Raw genomic sequence first — 23,857 nt, forward strand, 5'->3', positions numbered from 1 at the left:
TATCGATCAACAAGGATTTCCTGTGCCGACTCCGCCTGCCAAATCGCCGCTGGCTGCCCACTTGGGCGATAGTCCGGCGCCCTTGTACGCCCGCGTCAAACAGATGATCACCCAGCAGATCGAGAGCGGAAACTGGCCGCCGCACTACCGTGTTCCCTCGGAAAGCGAGCTGGTCAATCAGCTGGGTTTCAGCCGCATGACCATCAACCGCGCGCTGCGCGAGATGACGGCCGAAGGCATGCTGGTGCGGATGCAGGGCGTGGGCACGTTCGTCGCCGAACCCAAGAGCCAGTCCGCCCTATTCGAAGTGCACAACATTGCCGACGAGATCGCGTCCCGCGGTCATCGCCACACCTGCCAGGTGATCACCCTGGGCGAGGAAGCCGCCGGTTCCGAGCGTGCCCTGGCCCTGGACATGCGTGAAGGGCAGAAGGTCTTCCACTCGCTGATCGTGCATTTCGAGAACGACATCCCGGTGCAGATCGAGGACCGTTTCGTCAACGCCCTGGTGGCGCCGGAGTACCTCAAGCAGGACTTCACCCTGCAGACTCCCTACGCCTATCTGTCCCAGGTCGCGCCCCTGACCGAGGGCGAGCATGTGGTGGAGGCGATTCTCGCCGAAGCCGAAGAATGCCGGCTGCTGCAGATCGAGCGGGGCGAGCCTTGCCTGCTGATTCGCCGTCGCACCTGGTCCGGGCGCCAGCCGGTGACCGCCGCGCGGCTGATCCACCCCGGTTCCCGTCATCGTCTGGAAGGGCGCTTTCACAAATGATCCAGCTCACCCATCTGCGTGCCGCCGACTACCCACGCATGCCCTGGAAAAACGGTGGAGGCAGCACCGAAGAGATTGCCCGGGATACCGGTGACGGCCTGGACGGTTTCGGCTGGCGCCTATCGATTGCCGATATCGCCGAGTCCGGCGGGTTTTCCAGTTTTGCCGGTTACCAGCGGGTCATCACCGTGCTCCAGGGCGCGGGCATGCAACTGACCATCGATGGCGAGGATGTGCGGCCGCTGTTGCCTCTGGACGCCTTTGCCTTCAGCGGCGCCAGCCAGGTCGATTGCACACTGCTGGAGGGGGCGATCCGCGACTTCAACCTGATCTATTGCCCACAGCGCTACGTCGCCCGTTTGCAGTGGCTCGATGGCCAGCAGCGGTTTTTCACCCAGGCGCACACCTTGTTGCTGTTCAGTGCTGCCGAGCAAGCCTGGGTGGATACCGGTAGCGCACCGGTGCAAGCACTGGGGCGTTATGACTGCCTGCGCCTGGAAGGCAATCGCGGGCTGCTGGAAGTCGCCCTGGACGGGCTGTGCTGCGTGATCGAACTCACCGCCCGCTGATTCATCGCGTCTTGCCGCAGGCCGGGATACGGCCTGCGGATGCTGCAAACCTCCTTTCTTTATTCGTGCTTGGTTGCCCTCGGCTTCGTGCGGGGTCCTGCGTGCCTGCGCCGGCGCGCCTGCTGTTTCTTGCGCGCACTCATTTGTTACCGAACGCCCCAGCTCGGCGCAAAAGCCCATCCTGGTAACAGCTGCGCGCGTGGCCAAAAACCTTCGCTGAAAATTTATCTTTGGTTGAGAGCCCCGTTCTACAAGGCCTGCGATGTGTTCGTCAGGTTTGTGAGAATGATCTTGAGGGAGTTGGCCGCTTGATTGCATATGCTTGTATGTACAAGTAAATATGTGTGCGTAAGAGTCGATGGAATCCTCTTCGCACCTTGGACTCATCGCCGAGGAGTTTTTCCGTGACCGACAGCAAGCCAACTAAATACCGTAACGTCGAAATCCGTGCTGCACGCGGCAACAAGCTGACCGCCAAGAGCTGGCTGACCGAAGCGCCGCTGCGCATGTTGATGAACAACCTCGACCCGGAAGTTGCCGAGAACCCCAAGGAGCTGGTGGTGTACGGCGGCATCGGCCGCGCGGCGCGCAACTGGGAGTGCTACGACAAGATCGTCGAGGCCCTGACCCATCTGAATGACGACGAAACCCTGCTGGTGCAGTCCGGCAAGCCGGTGGGCGTGTTCAAGACCCACAGCAACGCCCCACGGGTACTGATCGCCAACTCCAACCTGGTGCCGCACTGGGCCAGCTGGGAACACTTCAACGAACTGGATGCCAAGGGCCTGGCCATGTACGGCCAGATGACCGCCGGCAGCTGGATCTACATCGGCAGCCAGGGCATCGTCCAGGGCACCTATGAAACTTTCGTCGAAGCCGGCCGCCAGCATTACGATTCCAACCTCAAGGGCCGTTGGGTGCTGACTGCCGGTCTGGGCGGCATGGGCGGTGCCCAGCCACTGGCCGCGACCCTGGCCGGAGCCTGCTCGCTGAACATCGAGTGCCAGCAGACCAGCATCGACTTCCGCCTCAAGACCCGCTACGTCGACGAGCAGGCCACCGACCTGGACGACGCCCTGGCGCGGATCAAGAAATACACCGCCGAAGGCCGTGCCATCTCCATTGCCCTGTGCGGCAACGCTGCCGAGATCCTGCCGGAACTGGTACGCCGCGGCGTGCGCCCGGACATGGTCACCGACCAGACCAGCGCCCACGACCCGCTCAACGGCTACCTGCCCAAGGGCTGGACCTGGGAGCAGTACCGTGACCGCGCCCAGACCGAGCCGGCGGCGGTGATCAAGGCGGCCAAGCAGTCCATGGCCGTGCACGTACAAGCCATGCTGGACTTCCAGAAAATGGGGGTTCCGACCTTCGACTACGGCAACAACATCCGCCAGATGGCCCAGGAAGAGGGCGTGGAAAACGCTTTCGACTTCCCCGGCTTCGTCCCGGCCTATATCCGTCCGCTGTTCTGCCGTGGCATCGGCCCGTTCCGCTGGGCGGCGCTGTCCGGCGATCCGCAGGACATCTACAAGACCGACGCCAAGGTCAAGGAACTGATCCCCGACGACGCCCACCTGCACAACTGGCTGGACATGGCGCGCGAGCGCATCAGCTTCCAGGGCTTGCCGGCACGGATCTGCTGGGTTGGCCTGGGCCTGCGCGCCAAGCTCGGCCTGGCCTTCAACGAAATGGTCCGCAGCGGCGAGCTGTCGGCACCGATCGTCATCGGTCGCGACCACCTGGACTCCGGTTCCGTGGCCAGCCCGAACCGTGAAACCGAATCCATGCAGGACGGTTCCGATGCCGTATCCGACTGGCCGCTGCTCAATGCCCTGTTGAACACCGCCAGTGGCGCGACCTGGGTTTCCCTGCACCACGGCGGCGGCGTCGGCATGGGCTTCTCCCAGCATTCGGGGATGGTGATCGTCTGCGACGGCACCGATGAAGCGGCCGAGCGTATTGCCCGGGTGCTGCACAACGACCCGGCCACCGGGGTGATGCGTCACGCCGATGCCGGTTACCAGATCGCCATCGATTGCGCCAAGGAACAGGGCCTGAATCTGCCGATGATCACCGGCAAGTAACCACCGTTCTCTGTAGGAGCCAGCTTGCTGGCCAAGCATGCACCGCGGTGCATCAGGCACACCGCCTCGCGAGCCCGCTCGCTCCTACAGGGGAAATCGTCTGCAGTGCCCACTAGAGGTTCGACGTCCATGGCTTTAGCGAATGATCGTGCAAGCAACAAACCGTTGATCGAAAGGCGTTCGATCGACTACATCCCGGAAGCGGAAAGACACGGTCGTCTCTTGAGTCAATTCACCCTGTGGTTGGGCGCCAACCTGCAGATCACCGCCATTGTCACCGGCGCCCTGGCAGTGGTCCTGGGCGGTGATGTGTTCTGGTCGCTGATCGGCTTGCTGGTCGGTCAGTTGCTGGGGGGCGGGGTCATGGCCCTGCATGCCGCCCAGGGCCCGCAACTGGGGCTGCCGCAGATGATCTCCAGCCGCGTGCAGTTCGGCGTGTACGGTGCGGTGATTCCCCTGGTGCTGGTGTGCCTGATGTACGTCGGCTTTTCCGCCAGCGGTTCGCTGCTGGCGGGGCAGGCGGTGGCGCAACTGCTGCACGTCGAAGACTGGGCCGGCATCCTGCTGTTCGCCGGCTCGATCATGGTCTTCACCATTTTCGGCTACCGGGTCATCCACGGCATCGGGCGGATCGCCAGCGTGCTTGGCGTGGTGGCCTTCATCTACCTGTTCTACAAGCTGCTGGCAGGCAACGACATCGCGGCCCTGCTCGGCAACAAGCATTTTTCCCTGGCCAGCTTCCTGCTGGCGGTATCGCTGTCGGCTTCCTGGCAGATCGCCTTCGGCCCTTATGTGGCGGACTACTCGCGCTACCTGCCGCGCAGCACCTCGGCGGCGAAAACCTTCTGGGCCGTAGGCCTGGGTTCGGTGATCGGGGCCCAGGCCGCGATGGTCTTCGGGGTCTTCGCGGCGGCCCTGGCCGGGTCCCAGTTCGCCCACCACGAGGTGTCGTTCATCGTCAGCCTCGGCGGTACCGGTATCGTCGCCGGCCTGCTGTATTTCGCCGTGGCCTTCGGCAAGGTCACGGTGACCACGCTGAATGCCTACGGCAGCTTCATGTCGATCGCCACCATCATCAGCGGCTTTCGCGGCAGCCGGCATATCGGCAGCGGTGTGCGCCTGTTCTACATCTTCATCATGGTCTCGCTTGCCGCCACCCTGGCACTGTTGGGCAAGGATTCGTTCCTCAAGGATTTCTCCGCCTTCATCCTGTTCCTGCTGGCGTTCTTCACACCCTGGAGTGCGATCAACCTGGTGGATTTCTACTGCATTACCAAGGAGCGCTATGACATCCCCGCGCTGTCCAATCCGGACGGTCGCTACGGCCGCTGGAATGTCATGGGCATCAGTATCTATGTGTTCGGCGTGCTGATTCAGATGCCGTTCATTTCCACCCACTTCTACACCGGCCCCCTGGTGGCGAGCCTCGGAGATACCGACATCTCCTGGATCATCGGCCTGGTGGTGCCCGCGGCGTTGTACTACGCCTGTGCGAAGAAGTGGCATGGCGCGGTGCCCGAGCACCTGATCCTGCCAGTAGAGCAGGGCGCGCCCACCGAACAAAAAACGAGTGGGACCACCCGCGCTGCAGCGGTATGAGTCTTGATTGGACGTGGACAGGGCTGGATGCCTCTTAACTGCCGTAAGCCAACTCATGATTAGGAGCGTCACACAATGAAAATGCATAAGACCCTGCTGACCACGTTGCTGTCCATGGGCCTGCTGGCCGCTTCCGGCGCCCAGGCCGCGGGCTGGTGCGAGTCGGGCAAGGCGGTGAAGTTCGCCGGCCTGAACTGGGAAAGCGGCATGTTGCTGACCGACGTGCTGCAGCTGGTCCTGGAGAAGGGCTACGGCTGCAAGACCGACAGCCTGCCGGGCAACTCCATCACCATGGAAAACGCCCTGGGCAGCAATGACATCCAGATCTTCGCCGAAGAGTGGGTGGGCCGCAGCGAGGTGTGGAACAAGGCCGAGAAGGCCGGCAAGGTGGTGGGCGTCGGCGCGCCGGTGGTGGGTGCTGTCGAAGGCTGGTACGTCCCGCGCTACGTGATCGAAGGCGACGCCAAGCGCAAGCTCGAAGCCAAGGCCCCGGACCTGAAGAACATTGCCGATCTGGGCAAGTACGCCAGCGTGTTCAAGGACCCGGAAGAACCGAGCAAGGGGCGTTTCTACAACTGCCCGGCGGGCTGGACCTGCGAGCTGGACAACAGCGAGATGCTCAAGAGCTACGGCCTGGAAAGCAGCTACACCAACTTCCGCCCGGGCACCGGCCCGGCCCTGGATGCGGCGGTACTGTCGAGCTACAAGCGCGGCGAGCCGATCCTCTTCTACTACTGGTCGCCGACCCCGCTGATGGGCCAGGTGGACCTGGTCAAGCTCGATGAGAAACCTGGCGTCGACAAGAGCGTGAGCATCAAGGTCGGCTTGTCCAGAGTCTTCCACGACGAGGCCCCGGAGCTGGTGGCGGTACTGGAAAAGGTCAACCTGCCGATCGACCTGCTCAACCAGAATCTGGCGCGCATGAGCCGTGAGCGCATCGAGTCGCCGAAACTGGCGAAACTCTTTCTCAAGGAACATCCTGAAGTCTGGCACCCATGGGTCAGTGAAGAGGCCGCCGGGAAAATCGACGCGGCCCTGTAGCCCGGGCTTTTCCGGCGGCTCCAAGGGCCGTCGGCAACCGGACAGCAACCTCCTTTGAGCGAGAGTTTCCTATGTTTCCAGAAAGCTTCACGTTTTCCATCGCCGATTGGGTCAACGGCTGGGTTGACGCCCTGGTGACCCATTATGGCGATGTGTTCCGGCACATTTCCGACACCCTGCTGTGGGCCATCGTCAACCTCGAAGGCCTGCTGCGCATGGCGCCCTGGTGGCTGATGCTGGCGATTGTCGGCGGTATCGCCTGGCACGCCACCCGCAAGCTGCTGACCACCGCGGTGATCGTCGGCCTGCTGTTCCTGGTGGGCGCGGTGGGGCTGTGGGACAAGCTGATGCAGACCCTGGCGCTGATGCTGGTGGCGACCCTGATCTCGGTGCTGATCGGCATCCCCCTGGGGATCCTCTCGGCCCGCAGCAACCGCCTGCGCTCAGTGCTGATGCCGCTCTTGGACATCATGCAGACCATGCCCAGCTTCGTGTACCTGATCCCGGTGCTGATGCTGTTCGGCCTGGGCAAGGTGCCGGCGATCTTCGCTACGGTGATCTACGCCGCGCCGCCCTTGATCCGCCTCACCGACCTGGGGATCCGCCAGGTGGACGGCGAGGTGATGGAGGCGATCAACGCCTTCGGCGCCAATCGCTGGCAGCAACTGTTCGGTGTGCAACTGCCCCTGGCCCTGCCGAGCATCATGGCCGGGATCAACCAGACCACGATGATGGCCCTGTCGATGGTGGTGATCGCCTCGATGATCGGTGCCCGTGGCCTGGGCGAGGATGTGCTGGTGGGGATCCAGACCCTCAACGTCGGGCGCGGCCTGGAAGCGGGGCTGGCGATCGTGATTCTGGCGGTGGTGATCGACCGCATTACCCAGGCCTACGGTCGTCCGCGCCATGAGGTGAGCAAATGAGCAGCGCTGCCATCAGCAAGATCGAAGTGAGGAACGTCTTCAAGATTTTCGGCAGTCGCCCTGCCGATGCCCTGGCGATGATCCGCCAAGGCAAGGGCAAGGACCAGGTGCTGGCCGAGACCGGCTGTGTGGTCGGGGTCAACGACCTGTCCCTGAGCATCGGCACCGGCGAGATCTTCGTCATCATGGGCCTGTCCGGCTCTGGCAAGTCGACCCTGGTGCGCCACTTCAACCGCCTGATCGACCCCACCAGCGGCGCGATCCTGGTGGACGGCGAGGACATCCTGCAATACGACATGGAGGCCCTGCGCCAGTTTCGCCGGCACAAGATCAGCATGGTGTTCCAGAGCTTCGGCCTGCTGCCCCACCGCAACGTGCAGGACAATGTTGCCTACGGCCTCAAGGTGCGCGGCGAGAGCAAGGCACTGTGTGCCGAGCGTGCCTTGCACTGGATCAACACCGTGGGCCTCAAGGGCTACGAGAACAAGTACCCGCACCAGCTGTCCGGCGGCATGCGCCAGCGGGTCGGCCTGGCCCGGGCCCTGGCGGCGGACACCGACATCATTCTCATGGACGAGGCCTTCAGCGCCCTCGACCCGCTGATCCGCGCAGAAATGCAGGACCAGTTGCTGGAGCTGCAGAAGACGCTGCACAAGACCATCGTCTTCATCACCCATGACCTGGACGAGGCCGTGCGCATCGGCAACCGCATCGCGATCCTCAAGGACGGCCGCCTGATCCAGGTGGGCACGCCCAGGGAGATCCTGCATTCACCGGCGGATGAGTACGTCGACCGTTTTGTCCAGCGTCGTGCCGCGACGGTGTAGTTCAACAGCCCACAAGCCCCGGGCCCGTAGAGCTGGCTTGCCAGCGAAGAGGCCCCCGGATTTCACCACGAGGTTAACGATGTTCCAGGCTGAAAAGATCGTAATCGCCGACGCCCCCCTGGGTTGGCAGGATGTTGTCGCCGTCGCCCGCCACGGTGCTGAGCTCGAACTCTCGGAGCAGGCCTGGGCGCGGATCGACAATGCCCAGGCCATCGTGCGCAAAGTGGTGGACAGCGGCGAGCGCGCCTATGGCATCAGCACCGGCCTTGGGGCCTTGTGCAATGTGTTGCTGGCCGGCGAGCAGCTCAGCCAGCTGTCGCGCAATACCCTGCTCAGCCATGCCTGCGGAGTTGGCCCGGTGCTGGCCGACGAACAGACCCGGGCGATCATCTGTGCGGCCATCATCAACTACAGCCACGGCAAGTCCGGGATCCACCGGCAGGTGGTCCAGGCGCTGCTGGCGCTGCTCAATCGCGGGATCACCCCGCAGGTGCCGTCGCAGGGTTCGGTGGGCTACCTGACCCACATGGCCCATATCGGCGTGGCGCTGCTCGGCGTCGGTCAGGTCAGCTATCGCGGGCACATCGTCAGCGCCGAGCAGGCCCTGGCCGAGGAAGGGCTGCAAGCGGTGCAACTGGGGGCCAAGGATGGTCTGTGCCTGGTCAACGGCACGCCGTGCATGACCGGCCTCGGTTGCCTGGCCCTGGCCGATGCCAGCCGCCTGTTGCAGTGGGCCGACGTGATCGGCGCCATGAGCTTCGAGGCCCTGCGCGGCCAGATCGCCGCCTTTGATGCCGAGATCATCGCCCTCAAGGCACACCCCGGCATGCAGGTGGTGGGCAGCAACCTGCGGGCCTTGCTCGACCGCAGCGAGGTGATCGCTTCCAGCAAGGGCATCCGTACCCAGGACGCCCTGAGCATCCGCTCGATTCCCCAGGTGCACGGTGCTGCCCGGGATCAACTGGCCCACGCGGTCAGGCAGGTGGAAACCGAGCTCAATGCCGCCACCGACAATCCGTTGCTGCTGGGCACCCCGGACAACTATCGGGTGGTGTCCCAGGCCAACCCCCACGGCCAATCGGTGGCCCTGGCGGCGGACGTGCTGGCGATTGCCATGGCCGAGATCGGCTCCATCGCCGAGCGCCGCCTGGACCGCCTGATCAACCCCCATGTCAGTGGCCTGCCGGCGTTCCTGGTGGCCGAGCCCGGGGTCAACTCCGGGATGATGATCGTGCAGTACGTGGCGGCCTCGCTGTGCGCGCAGAACCGCCAGCTGGCACAGCCGGCGGTGCTCGACAACTTCGTCACCTCGGGCCTGCAGGAAGACCACCTGAGCCTGGGCACCAACGCCGCCCTGAAGCTGCTGCAGGTGCTGGAAAACTGCACCCAGATCCTCGCCATCGAGTACCTGCTGGCGGCCCAGGCATTCGAATTTCTCAAGGAGCAGCGCTTCGGCACCGGCACCGGCATTGCCTGGTGCCTGCTGCGCGAGCGGGTTCCGGCCTACGACCAGGACCGCTGGCTGGCCCCGGATATCGCCAGCGTGGCGGCCTTGCTCAAGGACCCGCGATTGCTCAACAAACGCTTTTCCAAGGTGCAATAAAACGGATTTCCCCATCGCCAGCGTGCCAAGGCGCCACCTGCTCAAGCTGCGGGTGGCGACGGACAACGGAAGCTTCCGGAGCGACTGGCTAGTTATTACAAAACTCTCAAAAGGAGCATGAATGTGACTGCGCTAAACCTGATTCCCGGCCAACTGACCCTGGCCCAACTGCGGGCCATCTATCAGCAGCCGCTGACCCTGACCCTGGATGGCAGCGCCTCGGCGCAGATCGACGCCAGCGTCGCCTGTGTCGAGCAGATCCTCGCCGAGAATCGTACTGCCTATGGCATCAACACCGGTTTTGGCCTGCTGGCCTCGACCCGCATTGCCAGCGCCGACCTGGAAAACCTCCAGCGCTCGCTGGTGCTGTCCCACGCCGCCGGTGTTGGCGAGCCTATCAGCGATGACCTGGTACGCCTGATCATGGTGCTCAAGGTCAACAGCCTGAGCCGTGGCTTCTCCGGGATCCGCCGCCAGGTGATCGACGCCTTGATCGCCCTGATCAACGCCGAGGTCTACCCGCACATCCCGCTCAAGGGCTCGGTGGGTGCTTCCGGCGACCTGGCGCCTTTGGCCCACATGTCCCTGGTGCTGCTGGGCGAGGGCAAGGCGCGCTACAAGGGGCAGTGGCTGGAAGCGACAGCGGCCCTGGAAGTGGCCGGCCTCAAGCCGTTGACCCTGGCCGCCAAGGAAGGCCTGGCGCTGCTCAACGGCACCCAGGTTTCCACCGCATACGCCTTGCGCGGTCTGTTCGAGGGCGAAGACCTGTTCGCCGGCGCCCTGGTGTGCGGCGGCCTGACCGTGGAAGCGGTGCTGGGTTCGCGCTCGCCATTCGACCCGCGGATTCACGCCGCTCGTGGTCAGTGCGGGCAGATCGATACCGCCGCGGCCTATCGCGCGTTGCTGGGGGACAGCACCGAGGTATCCGCGTCGCACAAGAATTGCGACAAGGTCCAGGACCCGTATTCCCTGCGTTGCCAGCCACAAGTGATGGGCGCCTGCCTGACCCAGTTGCGCCAGGCTGCCGAAGTGCTGGTGGTGGAAGCCAACGCCGTGTCGGACAACCCGCTGGTGTTCGCCGCCGAAGGTGACGTGATTTCCGGTGGCAACTTCCACGCCGAGCCGGTGGCCATGGCCGCCGACAACATGGCCCTGGCCATCGCCGAGATCGCCTCCCTGAGCGAACGGCGGATCTCGCTGATGATGGACAAGCACATGTCCCAGCTGCCGCCGTTCCTGGTGGCCAATGGCGGGGTCAACTCCGGCTTCATGATCGCCCAGGTCACCGCCGCGGCCCTGGCCAGCGAGAACAAGGCCCTGGCCCACCCGCACTCGGTGGACAGCATCCCTACCTCTGCCAACCAGGAAGACCACGTCTCCATGGCCCCGGCCGCCGGCAAGCGCTTGTGGGAAATGGCCGAGAACACCCGTGGTGTCCTGGCTGTGGAATGGCTGGCGGCCTGCCAGGGGCTGGACCTGCGCGAAGGCCTGAAAACCTCGCCGACCCTGGAAAAGGCCCGTGCCACCTTGCGCGAGAAAGTGGCGTACTACGAGAAGGACCGCTTCTTTGCACCGGACATCAACGCCGCCAGTGAGTTGCTGGCTTCGCGTTGCCTGAACGGGCTGCTGCCAGCCCGGTTGTTGCCGAGCCTGTAATGCACGCCGGGCCGCCAGGCAGCTTCGCGCTCGGCGTGGAGCTGCGGCCCGTGCTGGTTGGCTTTACCTGCAAGACAGGCGCGGAGCGTCTGCTTCCTTCGCCCCGCACCCCTGCGCGGGGCGGACTTGTCCGATAACAATAAAAGGGACGATGACATGCAATCGCAAGACAGTGGACTACGCCGAGGGCTGACAGCCCGCCATATACGCTTCATGGCCTTGGGGTCGGCCATCGGTACAGGATTGTTCTACGGTTCGGCCTCGGCCATCCAGATGGCCGGGCCCGCCGTGTTGCTGGCCTACCTGATCGGTGGCGCGGCGGTTTTCATGGTGATGCGCGCCCTCGGGGAGATGGCCGTGCACAACCCGGTGTCCGGTTCGTTCGGGCATTACGCCAGCCAGTACCTGGGGCCGTTGCCGGGCTTCATCCTGGGGTGGACCTACGCCTTCGAGATGTTGATCGTGTGCCTGGCGGACGTGACTGCCTTTGGCATCTACATGGGCTTCTGGTTTCCCGAAGTGGCGCGCTGGATCTGGGTGCTGGGCATCGTGCTGTTCATCGGCGGCCTGAACCTGTGCAACGTCAAGGTGTTCGGCGAGATGGAGTTCTGGCTGTCGCTGCTCAAGGTCGGGGCGATCGTCGCGATGATCCTGGGGGGCCTGGGCATCATGCTCTTCGGTATCAGCAGCGCCGCGCAGGACCAGGCCACTGGCGCCGCCAACCTCTGGGCCCACGGCGGCTTCATGCCCAATGGCATCAGTGGGGTGATCGCCTCGTTTGCCGTGGTGATGTTTGCCTTTGGCGGCATCGAGATCATCGGGGTCACTGCGGGCGAGGCCCAGGATCCGAAGCGGGTCATTCCCAAGGCGATCAATGCCGTGCCGCTGCGTATCCTGCTGTTCTACGTGCTGACCCTGTTCGTGCTGATGTCGATTTTCCCCTGGCCGCAGATCGGTACCCAGGGCAGCCCGTTCGTGCAGATCTTTGACAGCCTGGGCATCAGTTCGGCCGCCACTATCCTCAATATCGTGGTGATTTCGGCGGCGGTATCGGCCATCAACAGCGACATCTTCGGCGCTGGCCGGATGATGTATGGCCTGGCCCGGCAAGGGCAGGCGCCCAAGGGCTTTGCCCAGGTGTCCAAGCACGGGGTGCCGTGGATGACTGTGGTGGTGATGGCCGTGACTCTGTTGATCGGGGTGGTGCTGAACTACCTGATCCCGGAAAACATCTTCCTGCTGATCGCGTCCCTGGCCACGTTCGCCACGGTCTGGGTGTGGCTGATGATTCTCCTGACTCACGTGGCCATGCGTCGTTCGATGACCGCCGAGCAGGTGGCCCAGTTGCAGTTCAAGGTGCCATTCTGGCCTTGGGCCCCGGCGGCGGCTATTGCCTTCATGCTGTTCATCTTTGGCGTGCTGGGCTATTTCCCGAAAACCCAGGGAGCGCTGATCGTCGGCGTAGTGTGGATCGCTCTACTGGTCGTGGCCTATATGCTGTGGGTCAAGCCCATGGCGGGGCAGGCCCAGGCGATCATGAGCGACGCTCCTTTACCTACTGACCATTAATGGAGGTTGGATGAAAACTCTTTGGCAACACTGCAACGTCGCCAGCATGGCCTCGGGTGTTTACTCGATCATCGAGGATGCGGCCATGGTGACGTCAGGGGCGCACATCGAGTGGATCGGCCGGCGCTCGGAGGCGCCGGCCGGCGACTACGCCCAGGTCAATGACCTGGCTGGAGCCTGGGTAACCCCGGGCTTTATCGATTGCCACACCCACACGGTATTTGGCGGCAACCGCAGTGGTGAGTTCGAGCAGCGCCTGCAAGGGGTGAGCTATGCCGAGATCGCCGCTGCCGGCGGTGGTATCGCCAGTACCGTACGGGCTACTCGGGCCGCCACCGAGGAGGAGCTGTTCGGCAGCGCCCGCAAGCGTCTGCTGAGCCTGTTGTGCGATGGCGTGACCAGCGTCGAGATCAAGTCCGGCTACGGCCTGGACCTGGCCAGCGAGCGCAAGATCCTGCGGGTGATCCGTCGCCTGGGCGAAGAGTTGCCGGTCAGCGTGCGCAGCACCTGCCTGGCGGCCCACGCCCTGCCGCCGGAATACGCCGAGCGCAGCGATGCCTACATCGAGCATATCTGCAGCGATATGCTCCCGGCCCTGGCGGCCGAGGGGCTGGTGGACGCGGTGGATGCCTTCTGTGAATACCTGGCGTTCTCCCCGGAGCAGGTGGAGCGGGTGTTCATTGCCGCGCAACAGCTCGGCCTGCCGGTCAAGCTGCACGCCGAGCAACTGTCGTCGCTGCATGGTTCGAGCCTGGCGGCCCGCTACCATGCGCTGTCCGCCGATCATCTGGAGTTCATGACCGAGGAGGATGCAATAGCCATGGCGGCGTCCGGGACCGTGGCGGTGTTGCTGCCGGGGGCCTTCTATTTCCTCCGGGAAACCCAGCTGCCGCCAATGGAAGCCCTGCGCAAGCACGGGGTGAAGATCGCCGTGGCCAGCGACCTCAATCCCGGTACGTCACCGGCGTTGTCGCTGCGGCTGATGCTGAACATGGCCTGTACCTGTTTCCGTATGACCCCCGAGGAGGCCCTGGCCGGGGTTACCCTGCATGCGGCCCAGGCCCTGGGCATGGAAAAGACCCATGGTTCGCTGGAGGTGGGCAAGGTGGCGGACTTCGTCGCCTGGCAGATCGATCGTCCTGCCGACCTGGCCTACTGGCTGGGCGGCGATCTGGAAAAGCGCGTCGTGCGACACGGCGTTGAAGTGACTGTGTAGGAGAAGGGTTGTGGATAAGGTTCTGAATTTCAAACAAGGCCGGGTGCCGCTGCTGATCAGCATGCCTCACGCCGGTACGCGCCTGACCCCGGCGGTGGCGGCCGGGCTGGTGCCCCAGGCGCAGAGCCTGCCGGACACCGACTGGCACATTCCACGGCTGTACCAGTTCGCCCAGGAGCTGGGGGCCAGTACCCTGGCGGCCGAATATTCGCGTTTTGTCATCGACCTGAACCGCCCGTCCGATGACAAGCCCCTGTACGTGGGGGCCACCACTGGCCTGTACCCGGCCACCCTGTTCGACGGCGAGCCCTTGTTCGTCGAAGGTCAGGCGCCGTCCAGTGAGGAGCGCGAGCAGTACCTGCACGAGGTGTGGGGGCCTTACCACCGCACCCTCCAGGAAGAGCTGGCGCGGCTGAAGGCCGAATTCGGCTATGCCCTGCTGTTCGATGCCCACTCCATCCGCTCGCTGATCCCGCACCTGTTCGAAGGCAAGCTGCCGGACTTCAACCTCGGCACTTTCAATGGCGCCAGCTGCGATCCGCAACTGGCCAGCCGGCTGGAGGAGATCTGCGCCGGCCACGGCGGCTACACCCATGTGCTCAACGGGCGCTTCAAGGGCGGGCATATCACCCGCCACTACGGCAACCCGGCCGAGCATATCCATGCCGTGCAACTGGAGCTGGCACAGAGCGCCTACATGGAAGAGTTCGAACCGTTCCGCTATCGCGAGGATCTGGCAGCACCGACCCAGGTGGTGCTCAAGGAATTGCTCCAGGGGCTGCTGGCCTGGGGGCAGGAACGTTACGCCTGACAGCAAGCGCTCCTACAGCGGGTACACGCCTTTGTGTAGGAGCGCGCTTGCTCGCGAAGCGCCTTCGACCCCCGCGCAAAACCTGCAAACAACCCTGTTTTCTCCAAGGACATGCTCATTGCGTAATTCGGGTTTATGATGCCGGACGGCAGAATAAATGTAGTCCCCGCCAGGGATGAACCCGACCTCCACGGAGCGCGTAATGCAGACTTTGTACCCGCAGATCAAACCCTATGCCCGGCACGATCTGGCCGTCGACGAGCCGCACGTGCTGTATGTCGACGAAAGTGGTTCACCGGAAGGTTTGCCGGTGGTGTTCATTCATGGCGGTCCGGGGGCGGGCTGCGATGGGGCCAGCCGCTGCTACTTCGACCCGAATCTGTATCGCATCGTCACGTTCGACCAGCGCGGTTGCGGGCGTTCCACCCCTCACGCCAGCCTGGAAAACAACACCACCTGGGACCTGGTGGCGGACCTTGAGCGCATTCGCCAGCACCTGGGCATCGACAAGTGGGTGCTGTTTGGCGGCTCCTGGGGTTCGACCCTGGCCCTGGCCTATGCCCAGACCCACCCGGAGCGCGTGCTCGGCCTGATCGTGCGGGGCATCTTCCTTGCCCGGCCCCAGGAGATCCAGTGGTACTACCAGTGTGGCGCCAGCCGCCTGTTCCCCGACTACTGGCAGGACTATGTGGCGCCGATTCCCCTGGAAGAGCGGCATGACCTGGTCAGCGCCTTCCACAAGCGCCTGACCGGCACCGACCAGATCGCCCAGATGCATGCGGCCAAGGCCTGGTCGGGCTGGGAAGGGCGCACCGCGACCCTGCGCCCCAACCCGTTGGTGGTGGACCGTTTCTCCGAGCCGCAGCGGGCGCTGTCGATTGCCCGGATCGAATGCCATTACTTCACCAACAACGCCTTCCTCGAACCTGACCAGCTGATCCGCGACATGGGCAAGATCGCCCATCTGCCTGGGGTCATCGTCCATGGCCGCTACGATGTGATCTGCCCGCTGGACAACGCCTGGGAGCTGCATCAGGCCTGGCCCAACAGCGAGCTGCAGGTGATCCGCGACGCTGGCCACGCCGCCTCCGAGCCGGGCATCACCGATGCTCTGGTACGCGCCACCGACCAGATGGCGCGCCGTCTGCTCGACCTGCCGCCCGAAGAAGCATGAAGGGCCTGTTGCAGCGCGTGCGTGGCGCGCGGGTGGAAGTCGCCGGGGAAATAGTCGGCGCGGTGGACCAGGGATTGCTGGTACTGGTGGCGGTGGAGCCCGAGGACACCCGGGCCAGTGCCGACAAACTCCTGCATAAGCTGCTTAACTATCGGGTGTTCAGTGATGCCGAGGGCAAGATGAACCTGTCCCTGGCGGATGTGCAGGGCGGCTTGCTGCTGGTGTCGCAATTCACCCTGGCGGCGGACACCAAGAGCGGGCTGCGCCCGAGCTTTTCCACAGCCGCGCCGCCGGCCCTTGGCGAAGAGCTTTTTGACTACCTGGTAGTGAAGGCGCAACAGTTGCATGGCAAAGTGGCATCAGGGCGTTTTGGCGCGGACATGCAGGTGCACCTGGTCAATGATGGCCCGGTAACCTTCCTGTTACAGACCTGAAAACGCCTGAAACAGCTTTTTCCACCGATTTGGGCCGGAAACTGCTGTTTTTCGCGATAAATACTTTGTTACCCCTGATGCGTTGTAACGCGGGCTACTAGATAATCGCGCGCTACGGGGATCAGCGTTCGTTGGTCCATTTTGACTTAAGTAGAGACTTGTCCACGGCCGTTTGGGGAATCATTTAGCCCCATCGGAGTCGGAACAATGCTCGCCAACCTGGCATATAGATAGCTGGCCGTTGGTTTTTTGATCTGTTTTCGGCGAGGGTTGCTCGTGATTGTTAGTCCCTGTAATGCACCAAACTTGTTTGCCAAACGGTTACGAAACGCACTGGTGACGGGCTCTGCGCTGGTCTGCCTGCTCGGCGCCGGTCAACTCATGGCATTCAATCTGGATGATGTATCGGTCAAGGCCAAGGACCTGGCCGGGCAGAAGTACGAGGCCCCGCGCAGTAACCTGCCGAACGAGTTCCGTGAGATGAAGTTCGCGGATTACCAGAAAATCCGCTTCCTCACCGAAAAAGCCGAATGGGCCGACCAGAAGACCCCGTTCAAGCTGTCGTTCTACCACCAGGGCATGCACTTCGACACGCCGGTGAAGATCAACGAGATCAGCGCCAACACCGTTACCGAGATCAAGTACGACCCGAACCGTTTCGATTTCGGCGACGTGAAGTTCGACCCCAAGGCCACCGAGAAGCTCGGCTACGCCGGTTTCCGCGTGCTGTACCCGATCAACAAGGCTGACAAGCAAGACGAGATCATGACCATGCTCGGCGCGAGCTATTTCCGCGTCGTTGGCAAGGGCCATACCTATGGCCTGTCCGCCCGGGGCCTGGCAATCGACACCGCCCTGCCATCCGGCGAGGAATTCCCGCGTTTCAGCGAGTTCTGGATCCAGCAGCCCAAGGCTACCGACAAGCACCTGGTGATCTACGCCCTGCTGGATTCGCCACGGGCCACCGGCGCCTATCGCCTGACCCTGCGGCCGGGCGCCGACACCATTGTCGACGTCAAGGCCCGGGTGTTCCTGCGTGACAAGGTCGGCAAGCTGGGCCTGGCCCCGCTGACCAGCATGTACCTGTTCGGCGCCAACCAGCCGTCGAAGGTCCTCAACTACCGTCGCGAACTGCACGACTCCAGCGGCCTGTCGATCCACGCCGGCAATGGCGAGTGGATCTGGCGCCCGCTGAACAACCCGAAACATCTGGCCGTGAGCAACTTCTCGGTGGAGAACCCGCGTGGTTTCGGCCTGCTCCAGCGTGGCCGCGACTTCAGCCACTATGAAGACCTCGACGACCGCTACGACAAGCGCCCAAGCGCCTGGATCGAGCCCAAGGGCGACTGGGGCAAGGGCACCGTCGACCTGGTAGAGATCCCGACCGCGGACGAAACCAACGACAACATCGTGGCGTTCTGGAACCCGGAAAAGCAGCCTGAGCCAGGCCAGCCGCTGGATTTCGCCTATCGCCTGCACTGGACCATCGACGAAGCCGCCCTGCATTCCCCTGACAGCGCCTGGGTACAGCAGACCCTGCGCTCCACCGGTGACGTCAAGCAGTCCAACCTGATCCGTCAGCCCGACGGCAGCGTGGCCTACCTGGTGGACTTCGAAGGCCCGTCCCTGGCGGCATTGCCGGAAAACGCCGACGTTCGCAGCCAGGTCAGCGTGGGTGACAACGCCGAGCTGGTGGAAAACAGCGTTCGCTACAACCCGGAAACCAAGGGCTGGCGCCTGACCCTGCGGATGAAGATCAAGGACGCGAGCAAGTCCACCGAGATGCGTGCCGCTCTGGTCCGCGACATTGCGCAGCCCGAGCCGGCCAAGGCCTCGACGCCGAACTCCAACTCCTCCATCGCCAAGGCCGACAAGATCGCCGCCAAGCAGCAGGAGAAGAAAGAGAAGGAAGCCGCAGCGGCAGCCGCCAAGCAGGCGCAAGCCCAGCCGGGCAAAGAGGCTAAAGACGCCAAGAACGCCAAGGACAAGGACCACAAAGACGCCAAGCAGCCTGCTGCTGCGGACGCGGCCCCAGCCACACCGGAACCGGTTAAAACGGAGCAAGTCCTGACCGAGACCTGGAGCTATCAGTTGCCTGCCGATGAGTAACTCTCAACTACAGCCAGAGTCTCTTGCCGAGTACCTGGCGCATTTGCCGATGTCGGACCAGCAGCGCGCGGAACTCGCGGGCTGCCAGTCCTTCAGCGAATTGCACCAACGCCTGTCGTCCAGCACCTTCGATGGCCCCACCGATGCCGCCCAGGTCTCGGTGGGCCAGCGCCTGACACTGAGCACCGCCGCTGAGCTGGAAGAAGCGGAAATGCTCGCGGTGGACGCCGAGGGCCGGGTCTGCCTCAAGGCCACGCCGCCGATCCGCCGCACCAAGGTGGTCCCGGAGCCGTGGCGCACCAATATCCTGGTGCGCGGCTGGCGGCGCCTGACCGGGCGTACCAACCCGCCAGCGCCGAAGAAGGACGAACGGGTACTGCCGGCCGCTCGCTGGCGTACCGTCGGTTCGATTCGCCGCTACATCCTGCTGGTGCTGATGCTCGGCCAGACCATCGTCGCCGGCTGGTACATGAAAGGCATCATGCCGTACCAGGGCTGGTCCTTCGTCGACCTGGAAGAGGTCATGCACCAGCCGCTGATGCAGACCGCCCAGCAAGTGCTGCCCTATGCCCTGCAGACCAGCATCCTGATTCTGTTCGGGATCCTGTTCTGCTGGGTCTCGGCAGGTTTCTGGACCGCGCTGATGGGCTTCCTGGAACTGCTGACCGGCCACGACAAGTACCGCATCTCCGGGGCCAGCGCCGGCAACGAGCCGATTCCCAAGGATGCGCGCACCGCACTGGTAATGCCGATCTGCAACGAAGACGTGCCCCGGGTGTTTGCCGGCCTGCGCGCGACCTTCGAGTCGGTGGCGGCCACCGGTGACCTGGACCGCTTCGACTTCTTCGTCCTCAGCGACAGCAACGACAGCGATATCTGCGTGGCCGAGCAGCAGGCCTGGCTGGATGTCTGCCGCGAAGCCAAGGGCTTCGGCAAGATCTTCTATCGCCGCCGTCGCCGCCGAGTGAAGCGCAAGAGCGGCAACCTCGACGACTTCTGCCGTCGCTGGGGCGGTGACTACAAGTACATGGTCGTGCTCGACGCTGACAGCGTGATGAGCGGCGAATGCCTGACCAGCCTGGTACGCCTGATGGAAGCCACGCCGGACGCGGGGATCATCCAGACCGCGCCACGGGCCTCGGGCATGGACACCCTGTATGCGCGCATGCAGCAGTTCGCCACCCGGGTCTACGGCCCGCTGTTCACCGCCGGCCTGCACTTCTGGCAGTTGGGGGAATCCCACTACTGGGGGCACAACGCGATCATCCGCATGCAGCCGTTCATCGAGCACTGTGCCCTGGCGCCGTTGCCGGGCAAGGGTGCCTTCGCCGGTGCGATCCTCTCCCACGACTTCGTCGAAGCAGCGCTGATGCGCCGTGCCGGCTGGGGCGTGTGGATTGCCTACGACCTGCCGGGCAGCTACGAAGAGCTGCCGCCGAACCTGCTGGACGAACTCAAGCGTGACCGGCGCTGGTGCCACGGCAACCTGATGAACTTCCGCCTGTTCCTGGTCAAGGGCATGCACCCGGTGCACCGCGCGGTGTTCCTCACCGGGGTGATGTCCTACCTGTCGGCGCCGCTGTGGTTCTTCTTCCTGGTGCTGTCCACGGCCCTGCTGGCGGTCAACACCCTGATGGAGCCGCAGTACTTCCTCGAGCCGCGGCAGCTGTATCCGCTGTGGCCGCAGTGGCACCCGGACAAGGCCATCGCGCTGTTCTCCACCACCATCGTGCTGCTGTTCCTGCCCAAGCTCTTGAGCATCATCCTGATCTGGGCCAAGGGTGCGAAAGAGTTCGGTGGCAAGTTCAAGGTGACCCTGTCGATGCTCCTGGAGATGCTGTTCTCCATGCTGCTGGCGCCGGTGCGGATGATTTTCCACACCCGTTTCGTACTGGCCGCGTTCCTGGGCTGGGCCGCGACCTGGAACTCGCCACAGCGTGACGACGACTCCACGCCGTGGAGTGAAGCGGTCAAGCGCCACGGTCCGCAGACCCTGCTGGGCTTCTGCTGGGCGCTGCTGGTGATCTGGTTGAACCCGAGCTTCCTCTGGTGGCTGGTACCGATCGTCGGTTCGTTGATGCTGTCGATCCCGGTGTCGGTGATCTCCAGCCGCGTGGGCCTGGGCCTGAAGTCCCGTGACGAAAGCCTGTTCCTGATCCCCGAGGAATACGCTCCGCCACAGGCGCTGCTGGCAACCGACCAGTACACCCATGAAAACCGCTGGCACGCGCTCAACGACGGCTTTGTCCGGGCCGTGGTGGATCCGCAGCAGAACGCCCTGGCCTGTGCCCTGGCGACCTCGCGCCACACCCAGGCCGAGCCCATCGAGTGGCTGCGCCAGGAGCGTGTACGGCATGCCCTGAAAGTCGGCCCGGCGGCCCTGAACAACAGCGAGCGGCTGGCGCTGTTGAGCGACCCGGTAGCCCTGGGGCGCCTGCACGAGCAGGTCTGGAGCGAGGGGCACAGCGAATGGCTGAGCGCCTGGCGCCAGTCGGTGGATGCCGATCCCCATGCACCGCTGCTGCCGTTGCAGCCGTTGAACGCGGCGCCGCAACCGGCCTGAAGCCAACGCCCTTGAGCTCTTGCTCAAGGGCGTTTTGCTTTATGGCGCCAATGGCCGCCTACGCCTTGCCGGAGGCTGTGGCAGCGGCCACCGGTCGCTCCCCCTGAAACAACAAAAATCCTTGTGCAAATGGCCGAGTGCGTTAGCATCGCACCCGCAAATTTCTGCGCGCAATCGACAACGGCCTGCCATTCGAAGCACTCAAGCAGATGACCGCCGTGCGCAGACACCACAATAAAATGGCTTCAGGGGACTTGAGATGAAGAAGTATCTTTCGCTGCTGCTGGCGGGTGCCGCGGCCCTGCTGGCGGTCAACACGGCCCAGGCCGGCGCTATCGACGACGCGGTCAAGCGCGGCACGCTGAAAGTCGGCATGGACCCGACCTACATGCCGTTCGAGATGACCAACAAGCGTGGCGAAATCATCGGTTTCGAAGTCGACCTGCTCAAGGCCATGGCCAAGTCCATGGGGGTCAAGCTGGAGATGGTTTCCACTGGCTACGACGGCATCATCCCGGCCCTGCTGACCGACAAGTTCGACATGATCGGCAGCGGCATGACCCTGACCCAGGAACGCAACCTGCGCCTGAACTTCAGCGAACCCTTCATCGTGGTCGGCCAGACCCTGCTGATCCGCAAGGACCTGGAAGGCACCATCAAGTCCTACAAGGACCTGAACAGCGCCGACTACCGCATCACCTCCAAGCTGGGCACCACCGGTGAGATGGTCGCCAAGAAGCTGATCGCCAAGGCCAAGTACCACGGCTACGACAACGAGCAGGAAGCGGTGCTGGACGTGGTCAACGGCAAGGCCGACGCCTTCATCTACGACGCCCCGTACAACGTGGTGGCCGTCAACAAAGTGGGCAATGGCAAGCTGGTATTCCTCGACAAGCCGTTCACCTACGAGCCCCTGGCCTTCGGTTTGAAGAAGGGCGATTACGACAGCATCAACTTCATCAACAACTTCCTGCACCAGATCCACGAAGACGGCACCTACGATCGCATCCATGACAAGTGGTTCAAGAGCACCGAGTGGCTCAAGGACATGGAATAGGTGTCAGGCAACTGACTTCTGGTTGATCGCGAGCAAGCTCGCTCCTACAGGGCGCATAGCGTTTTTGTAGGAGCGAGCCTGCTCGCGACAATGCCCACCCGGGCTCTGCCGAACCTCCCCGCTGCAAACCGCTGGAACCTGCAAAGTGAACAAACACAAGAAAGCCCAATGGCCCTGGCACGTGCTGACCGTGCTGGTGCTGATCGGTCTGGCTGGCGCGCTGTACTACGCCACCTCGTTGATGTCCTACGAGTGGCGCTGGAACCGTGTCCCCCAGTACTTCGCCTATCAGGCCGAAGAGTCCCAGCGGGCGGCGGAAATCTCCACCGTCGCCGAGGTGGTGCGCCAGGGCGGCAAGGCACAAGTCACGCTGCGCGGTGACTCGGGTGCCGAGCAGCATCTGAGCGTCGATGAAAGCAGCTTGCAGGTGGCTAGCGGCGATGACGTGGCCGAAGGCGATGTCATCGGCGTGACCCGGCACTGGGCCGCGGGCCCGCTGTTGTGGGGCCTGTGGACCACCTTGTGGCTGTCGGTGGTGTCCGGCGTGCTGGGGCTGCTGATCGGCCTGGGTACCGGCCTGTGCCGGTTGTCCAGCAACCCGACCCTGCGCGACCTGTCGACGATCTATGTCGAACTGGTGCGAGGCACGCCGCTGCTGGTGCAGATCTTCATCTTCTATTTCTTTATCGGCACGGTGCTCAATCTGTCCCGGGAGTTCGCCGGGATCGCCGCGCTGTCGCTGTTTACCGGGGCCTATGTGGCGGAAATCGTTCGCGCCGGGGTGCAGTCCATCGCCCGCGGGCAGAACGAAGCCGCTCGCTCCCTGGGGCTCAGCGCCGGCCAGTCGATGCGCCATGTGGTGCTGCCCCAGGCCTTCAAGCGGGTGCTGCCGCCGCTGGCCGGGCAGTTCATCAGCCTGGTCAAGGACACCTCCCTGGTGTCGGTGATCGCCATTACCGAACTGCTCAAGAGCGGCCGGGAGGTCATCACCACGTCGTTCTCGCCATTCGAGATCCTGTTCTGCGTGGCAGGCCTGTATTTGTTGATCAACCTGCCGCTGTCGAAGATGGCCAGCCGGCTTGAGCGGAGGCTCGCGCAAAGTGATTGAAGTCCGCGATCTGGTAAAAGTCTTCGACACCCGCGGCCAGGTGGTGCGCGCGGTGGATAACGTCACCACCCAGGTGGCCAAGGGCGAGGTGCTGGTGGTGATCGGCCCGTCCGGCTCCGGCAAGTCGACCTTCCTGCGTTGCCTCAATGGCCTTGAAGAGTTCGATTCCGGCTCGGTGAGCATCGACGGCCTGCAACTGGCCGACCCGAGGACCGATGTGAACGCCTACCGCCGGGAAGTCGGCATGGTGTTCCAGCACTTCAACCTGTTCCCGCACATGACCGTGCTGGAAAACCTCTGCCTGGCGCAGAAGGTGGTACGCAAGCGCGGCAAGCAGGAGCGCGAGGCCAAGGCCCTGGCGTTGCTGGAAAAGGTCGGGATCGCCCAGAAGGCCCACGAGTTTCCTTCGCGGCTTTCCGGTGGCCAGCAGCAGCGTGTGGCCATCGCCCGGGCCCTGGCCATGGAACCCAAGGTGATGCTGTTCGACGAGCCGACCTCGGCCCTGGACCCGGAAATGGTCGGCGAGGTGCTGGATGTGATGAAGACCCTGGCCCTGGAAGGCATGACCATGGTCTGCGTGACCCACGAAATGGGCTTTGCCCGGGAAGTGGCGGATCGGGTGCTGTTCTTCGATCACGGCAAACTGCTGGAAGACGCGGCGCCGCAGGTGTTCTTCGACGCGCCGCAAGACCCGCGGGCCCAGGCTTTCCTGCGCCAGGTGCTGTAAGGCCGGCTCCTG

At 63.7% G+C, this 23,857-nt stretch carries 19 protein-coding genes; all 19 read left to right on the forward strand.

What is annotated here, in order from left to right; genetic code table 11:
• The first annotated feature begins 22 nt into the window (after nt 1-22).
• The 19 genes from hutC (at nt 23) to AC1RL5_RS18955 (ending at nt 23,845) form a co-directional block, all read left to right on the forward strand.
• Nucleotides 23-772: a histidine utilization transcriptional repressor HutC gene (gene hutC, locus AC1RL5_RS18865; RefSeq protein ID WP_011058774.1), complete on the forward strand. Its 750-nt coding sequence runs from the start codon at nt 23-25 to the stop codon at nt 770-772.
• Entirely contained in the window at nt 769-1,341 is a 573-nt protein-coding gene (locus AC1RL5_RS18870) for a HutD/Ves family protein (protein ID WP_011058775.1), read from the forward strand. Before hutC ends, AC1RL5_RS18870 begins: the two co-directional genes overlap by 4 nt.
• Before the next feature lie 404 nt (nt 1,342-1,745).
• Complete coding sequence (gene hutU / locus AC1RL5_RS18875) at nt 1,746-3,428, forward strand: urocanate hydratase (RefSeq protein WP_011058776.1); 1,683 nt, start codon at nt 1,746-1,748, stop codon at nt 3,426-3,428.
• Nucleotides 3,429-3,557: 129 nt separating this feature from the next.
• Nucleotides 3,558-5,027, forward strand: a complete 1,470-nt coding sequence (locus tag AC1RL5_RS18880; RefSeq protein ID WP_011058777.1) for a purine-cytosine permease family protein — start codon at nt 3,558-3,560, stop codon at nt 5,025-5,027.
• Between the two features lie 75 nt (nt 5,028-5,102).
• Complete coding sequence (locus AC1RL5_RS18885) at nt 5,103-6,068, forward strand: ABC transporter substrate-binding protein (RefSeq protein WP_011058778.1); 966 nt, start codon at nt 5,103-5,105, stop codon at nt 6,066-6,068.
• Between the two features lie 71 nt (nt 6,069-6,139).
• Nucleotides 6,140-6,991 carry an ABC transporter permease gene (locus AC1RL5_RS18890; protein WP_011058779.1) on the forward strand — a complete coding sequence of 284 codons (852 nt, stop codon included), beginning with the start codon at nt 6,140-6,142 and terminating at the stop codon, nt 6,989-6,991.
• Nucleotides 6,988-7,818, forward strand: coding sequence for a quaternary amine ABC transporter ATP-binding protein (locus AC1RL5_RS18895; RefSeq protein WP_011058780.1), 831 nt, complete (start codon nt 6,988-6,990; stop codon nt 7,816-7,818). The genes AC1RL5_RS18890 and AC1RL5_RS18895 overlap by 4 nt, the downstream gene beginning before the upstream one ends.
• 79 nt (nt 7,819-7,897) lie before the next feature.
• Entirely contained in the window at nt 7,898-9,421 is a 1,524-nt protein-coding gene (locus tag AC1RL5_RS18900) for an HAL/PAL/TAL family ammonia-lyase (RefSeq protein ID WP_019095430.1), read from the forward strand.
• Between the two features lie 117 nt (nt 9,422-9,538).
• Nucleotides 9,539-11,077, forward strand: coding sequence for a histidine ammonia-lyase (gene hutH / locus AC1RL5_RS18905; protein ID WP_093407058.1), 1,539 nt, complete (start codon nt 9,539-9,541; stop codon nt 11,075-11,077).
• 156 nt (nt 11,078-11,233) lie between these two features.
• Complete coding sequence (locus AC1RL5_RS18910) at nt 11,234-12,646, forward strand: amino acid permease (RefSeq protein WP_011058783.1); 1,413 nt, start codon at nt 11,234-11,236, stop codon at nt 12,644-12,646.
• A gap of 10 nt (nt 12,647-12,656) precedes the next feature.
• A complete protein-coding gene (gene hutI, locus AC1RL5_RS18915) occupies nt 12,657-13,862 on the forward strand; it encodes an imidazolonepropionase (protein ID WP_492589517.1) in 1,206 nt (401 codons plus the stop codon).
• 10 nt (nt 13,863-13,872) lie between these two features.
• On the forward strand, nt 13,873-14,673 hold the full coding sequence (gene hutG / locus AC1RL5_RS18920; protein WP_011058785.1) for an N-formylglutamate deformylase: 801 nt from the start codon (nt 13,873-13,875) through the stop codon (nt 14,671-14,673).
• A gap of 202 nt (nt 14,674-14,875) precedes the next feature.
• A complete protein-coding gene (gene pip / locus AC1RL5_RS18925) occupies nt 14,876-15,847 on the forward strand; it encodes a prolyl aminopeptidase (RefSeq protein WP_011058786.1) in 972 nt (323 codons plus the stop codon).
• Nucleotides 15,844-16,281 (forward strand): D-aminoacyl-tRNA deacylase, encoded by a 438-nt coding sequence (gene dtd, locus AC1RL5_RS18930; protein WP_015633852.1) that lies wholly within the window; start codon nt 15,844-15,846, stop codon nt 16,279-16,281. Before pip ends, dtd begins: the two co-directional genes overlap by 4 nt.
• A 276-nt stretch (nt 16,282-16,557) precedes the next feature.
• Entirely contained in the window at nt 16,558-18,390 is a 1,833-nt protein-coding gene (locus AC1RL5_RS18935) for a glucan biosynthesis protein G (protein ID WP_011058788.1), read from the forward strand.
• The gene (gene mdoH, locus AC1RL5_RS18940; RefSeq protein WP_103407673.1) at nt 18,383-20,953 is read left to right on the forward strand and encodes a glucans biosynthesis glucosyltransferase MdoH; all 2,571 of its coding nucleotides are present in this window, start codon (nt 18,383-18,385) and stop codon (nt 20,951-20,953) included. Before AC1RL5_RS18935 ends, mdoH begins: the two co-directional genes overlap by 8 nt.
• Nucleotides 20,954-21,212: 259 nt before the next feature.
• Nucleotides 21,213-22,010: a transporter substrate-binding domain-containing protein gene (locus tag AC1RL5_RS18945; protein WP_019095754.1), complete on the forward strand. Its 798-nt coding sequence runs from the start codon at nt 21,213-21,215 to the stop codon at nt 22,008-22,010.
• 145 nt (nt 22,011-22,155) lie between these two features.
• Nucleotides 22,156-23,118, forward strand: coding sequence for an amino acid ABC transporter permease (locus AC1RL5_RS18950; protein ID WP_011058791.1), 963 nt, complete (start codon nt 22,156-22,158; stop codon nt 23,116-23,118).
• Nucleotides 23,111-23,845, forward strand: coding sequence for an amino acid ABC transporter ATP-binding protein (locus AC1RL5_RS18955; protein ID WP_011058792.1), 735 nt, complete (start codon nt 23,111-23,113; stop codon nt 23,843-23,845). The genes AC1RL5_RS18950 and AC1RL5_RS18955 overlap by 8 nt, the downstream gene beginning before the upstream one ends.
• Nucleotides 23,846-23,857 lie beyond the last annotated feature (12 nt).

Source organism: Pseudomonas sp. GW822-FHT06D10, assembly GCF_058799535.1.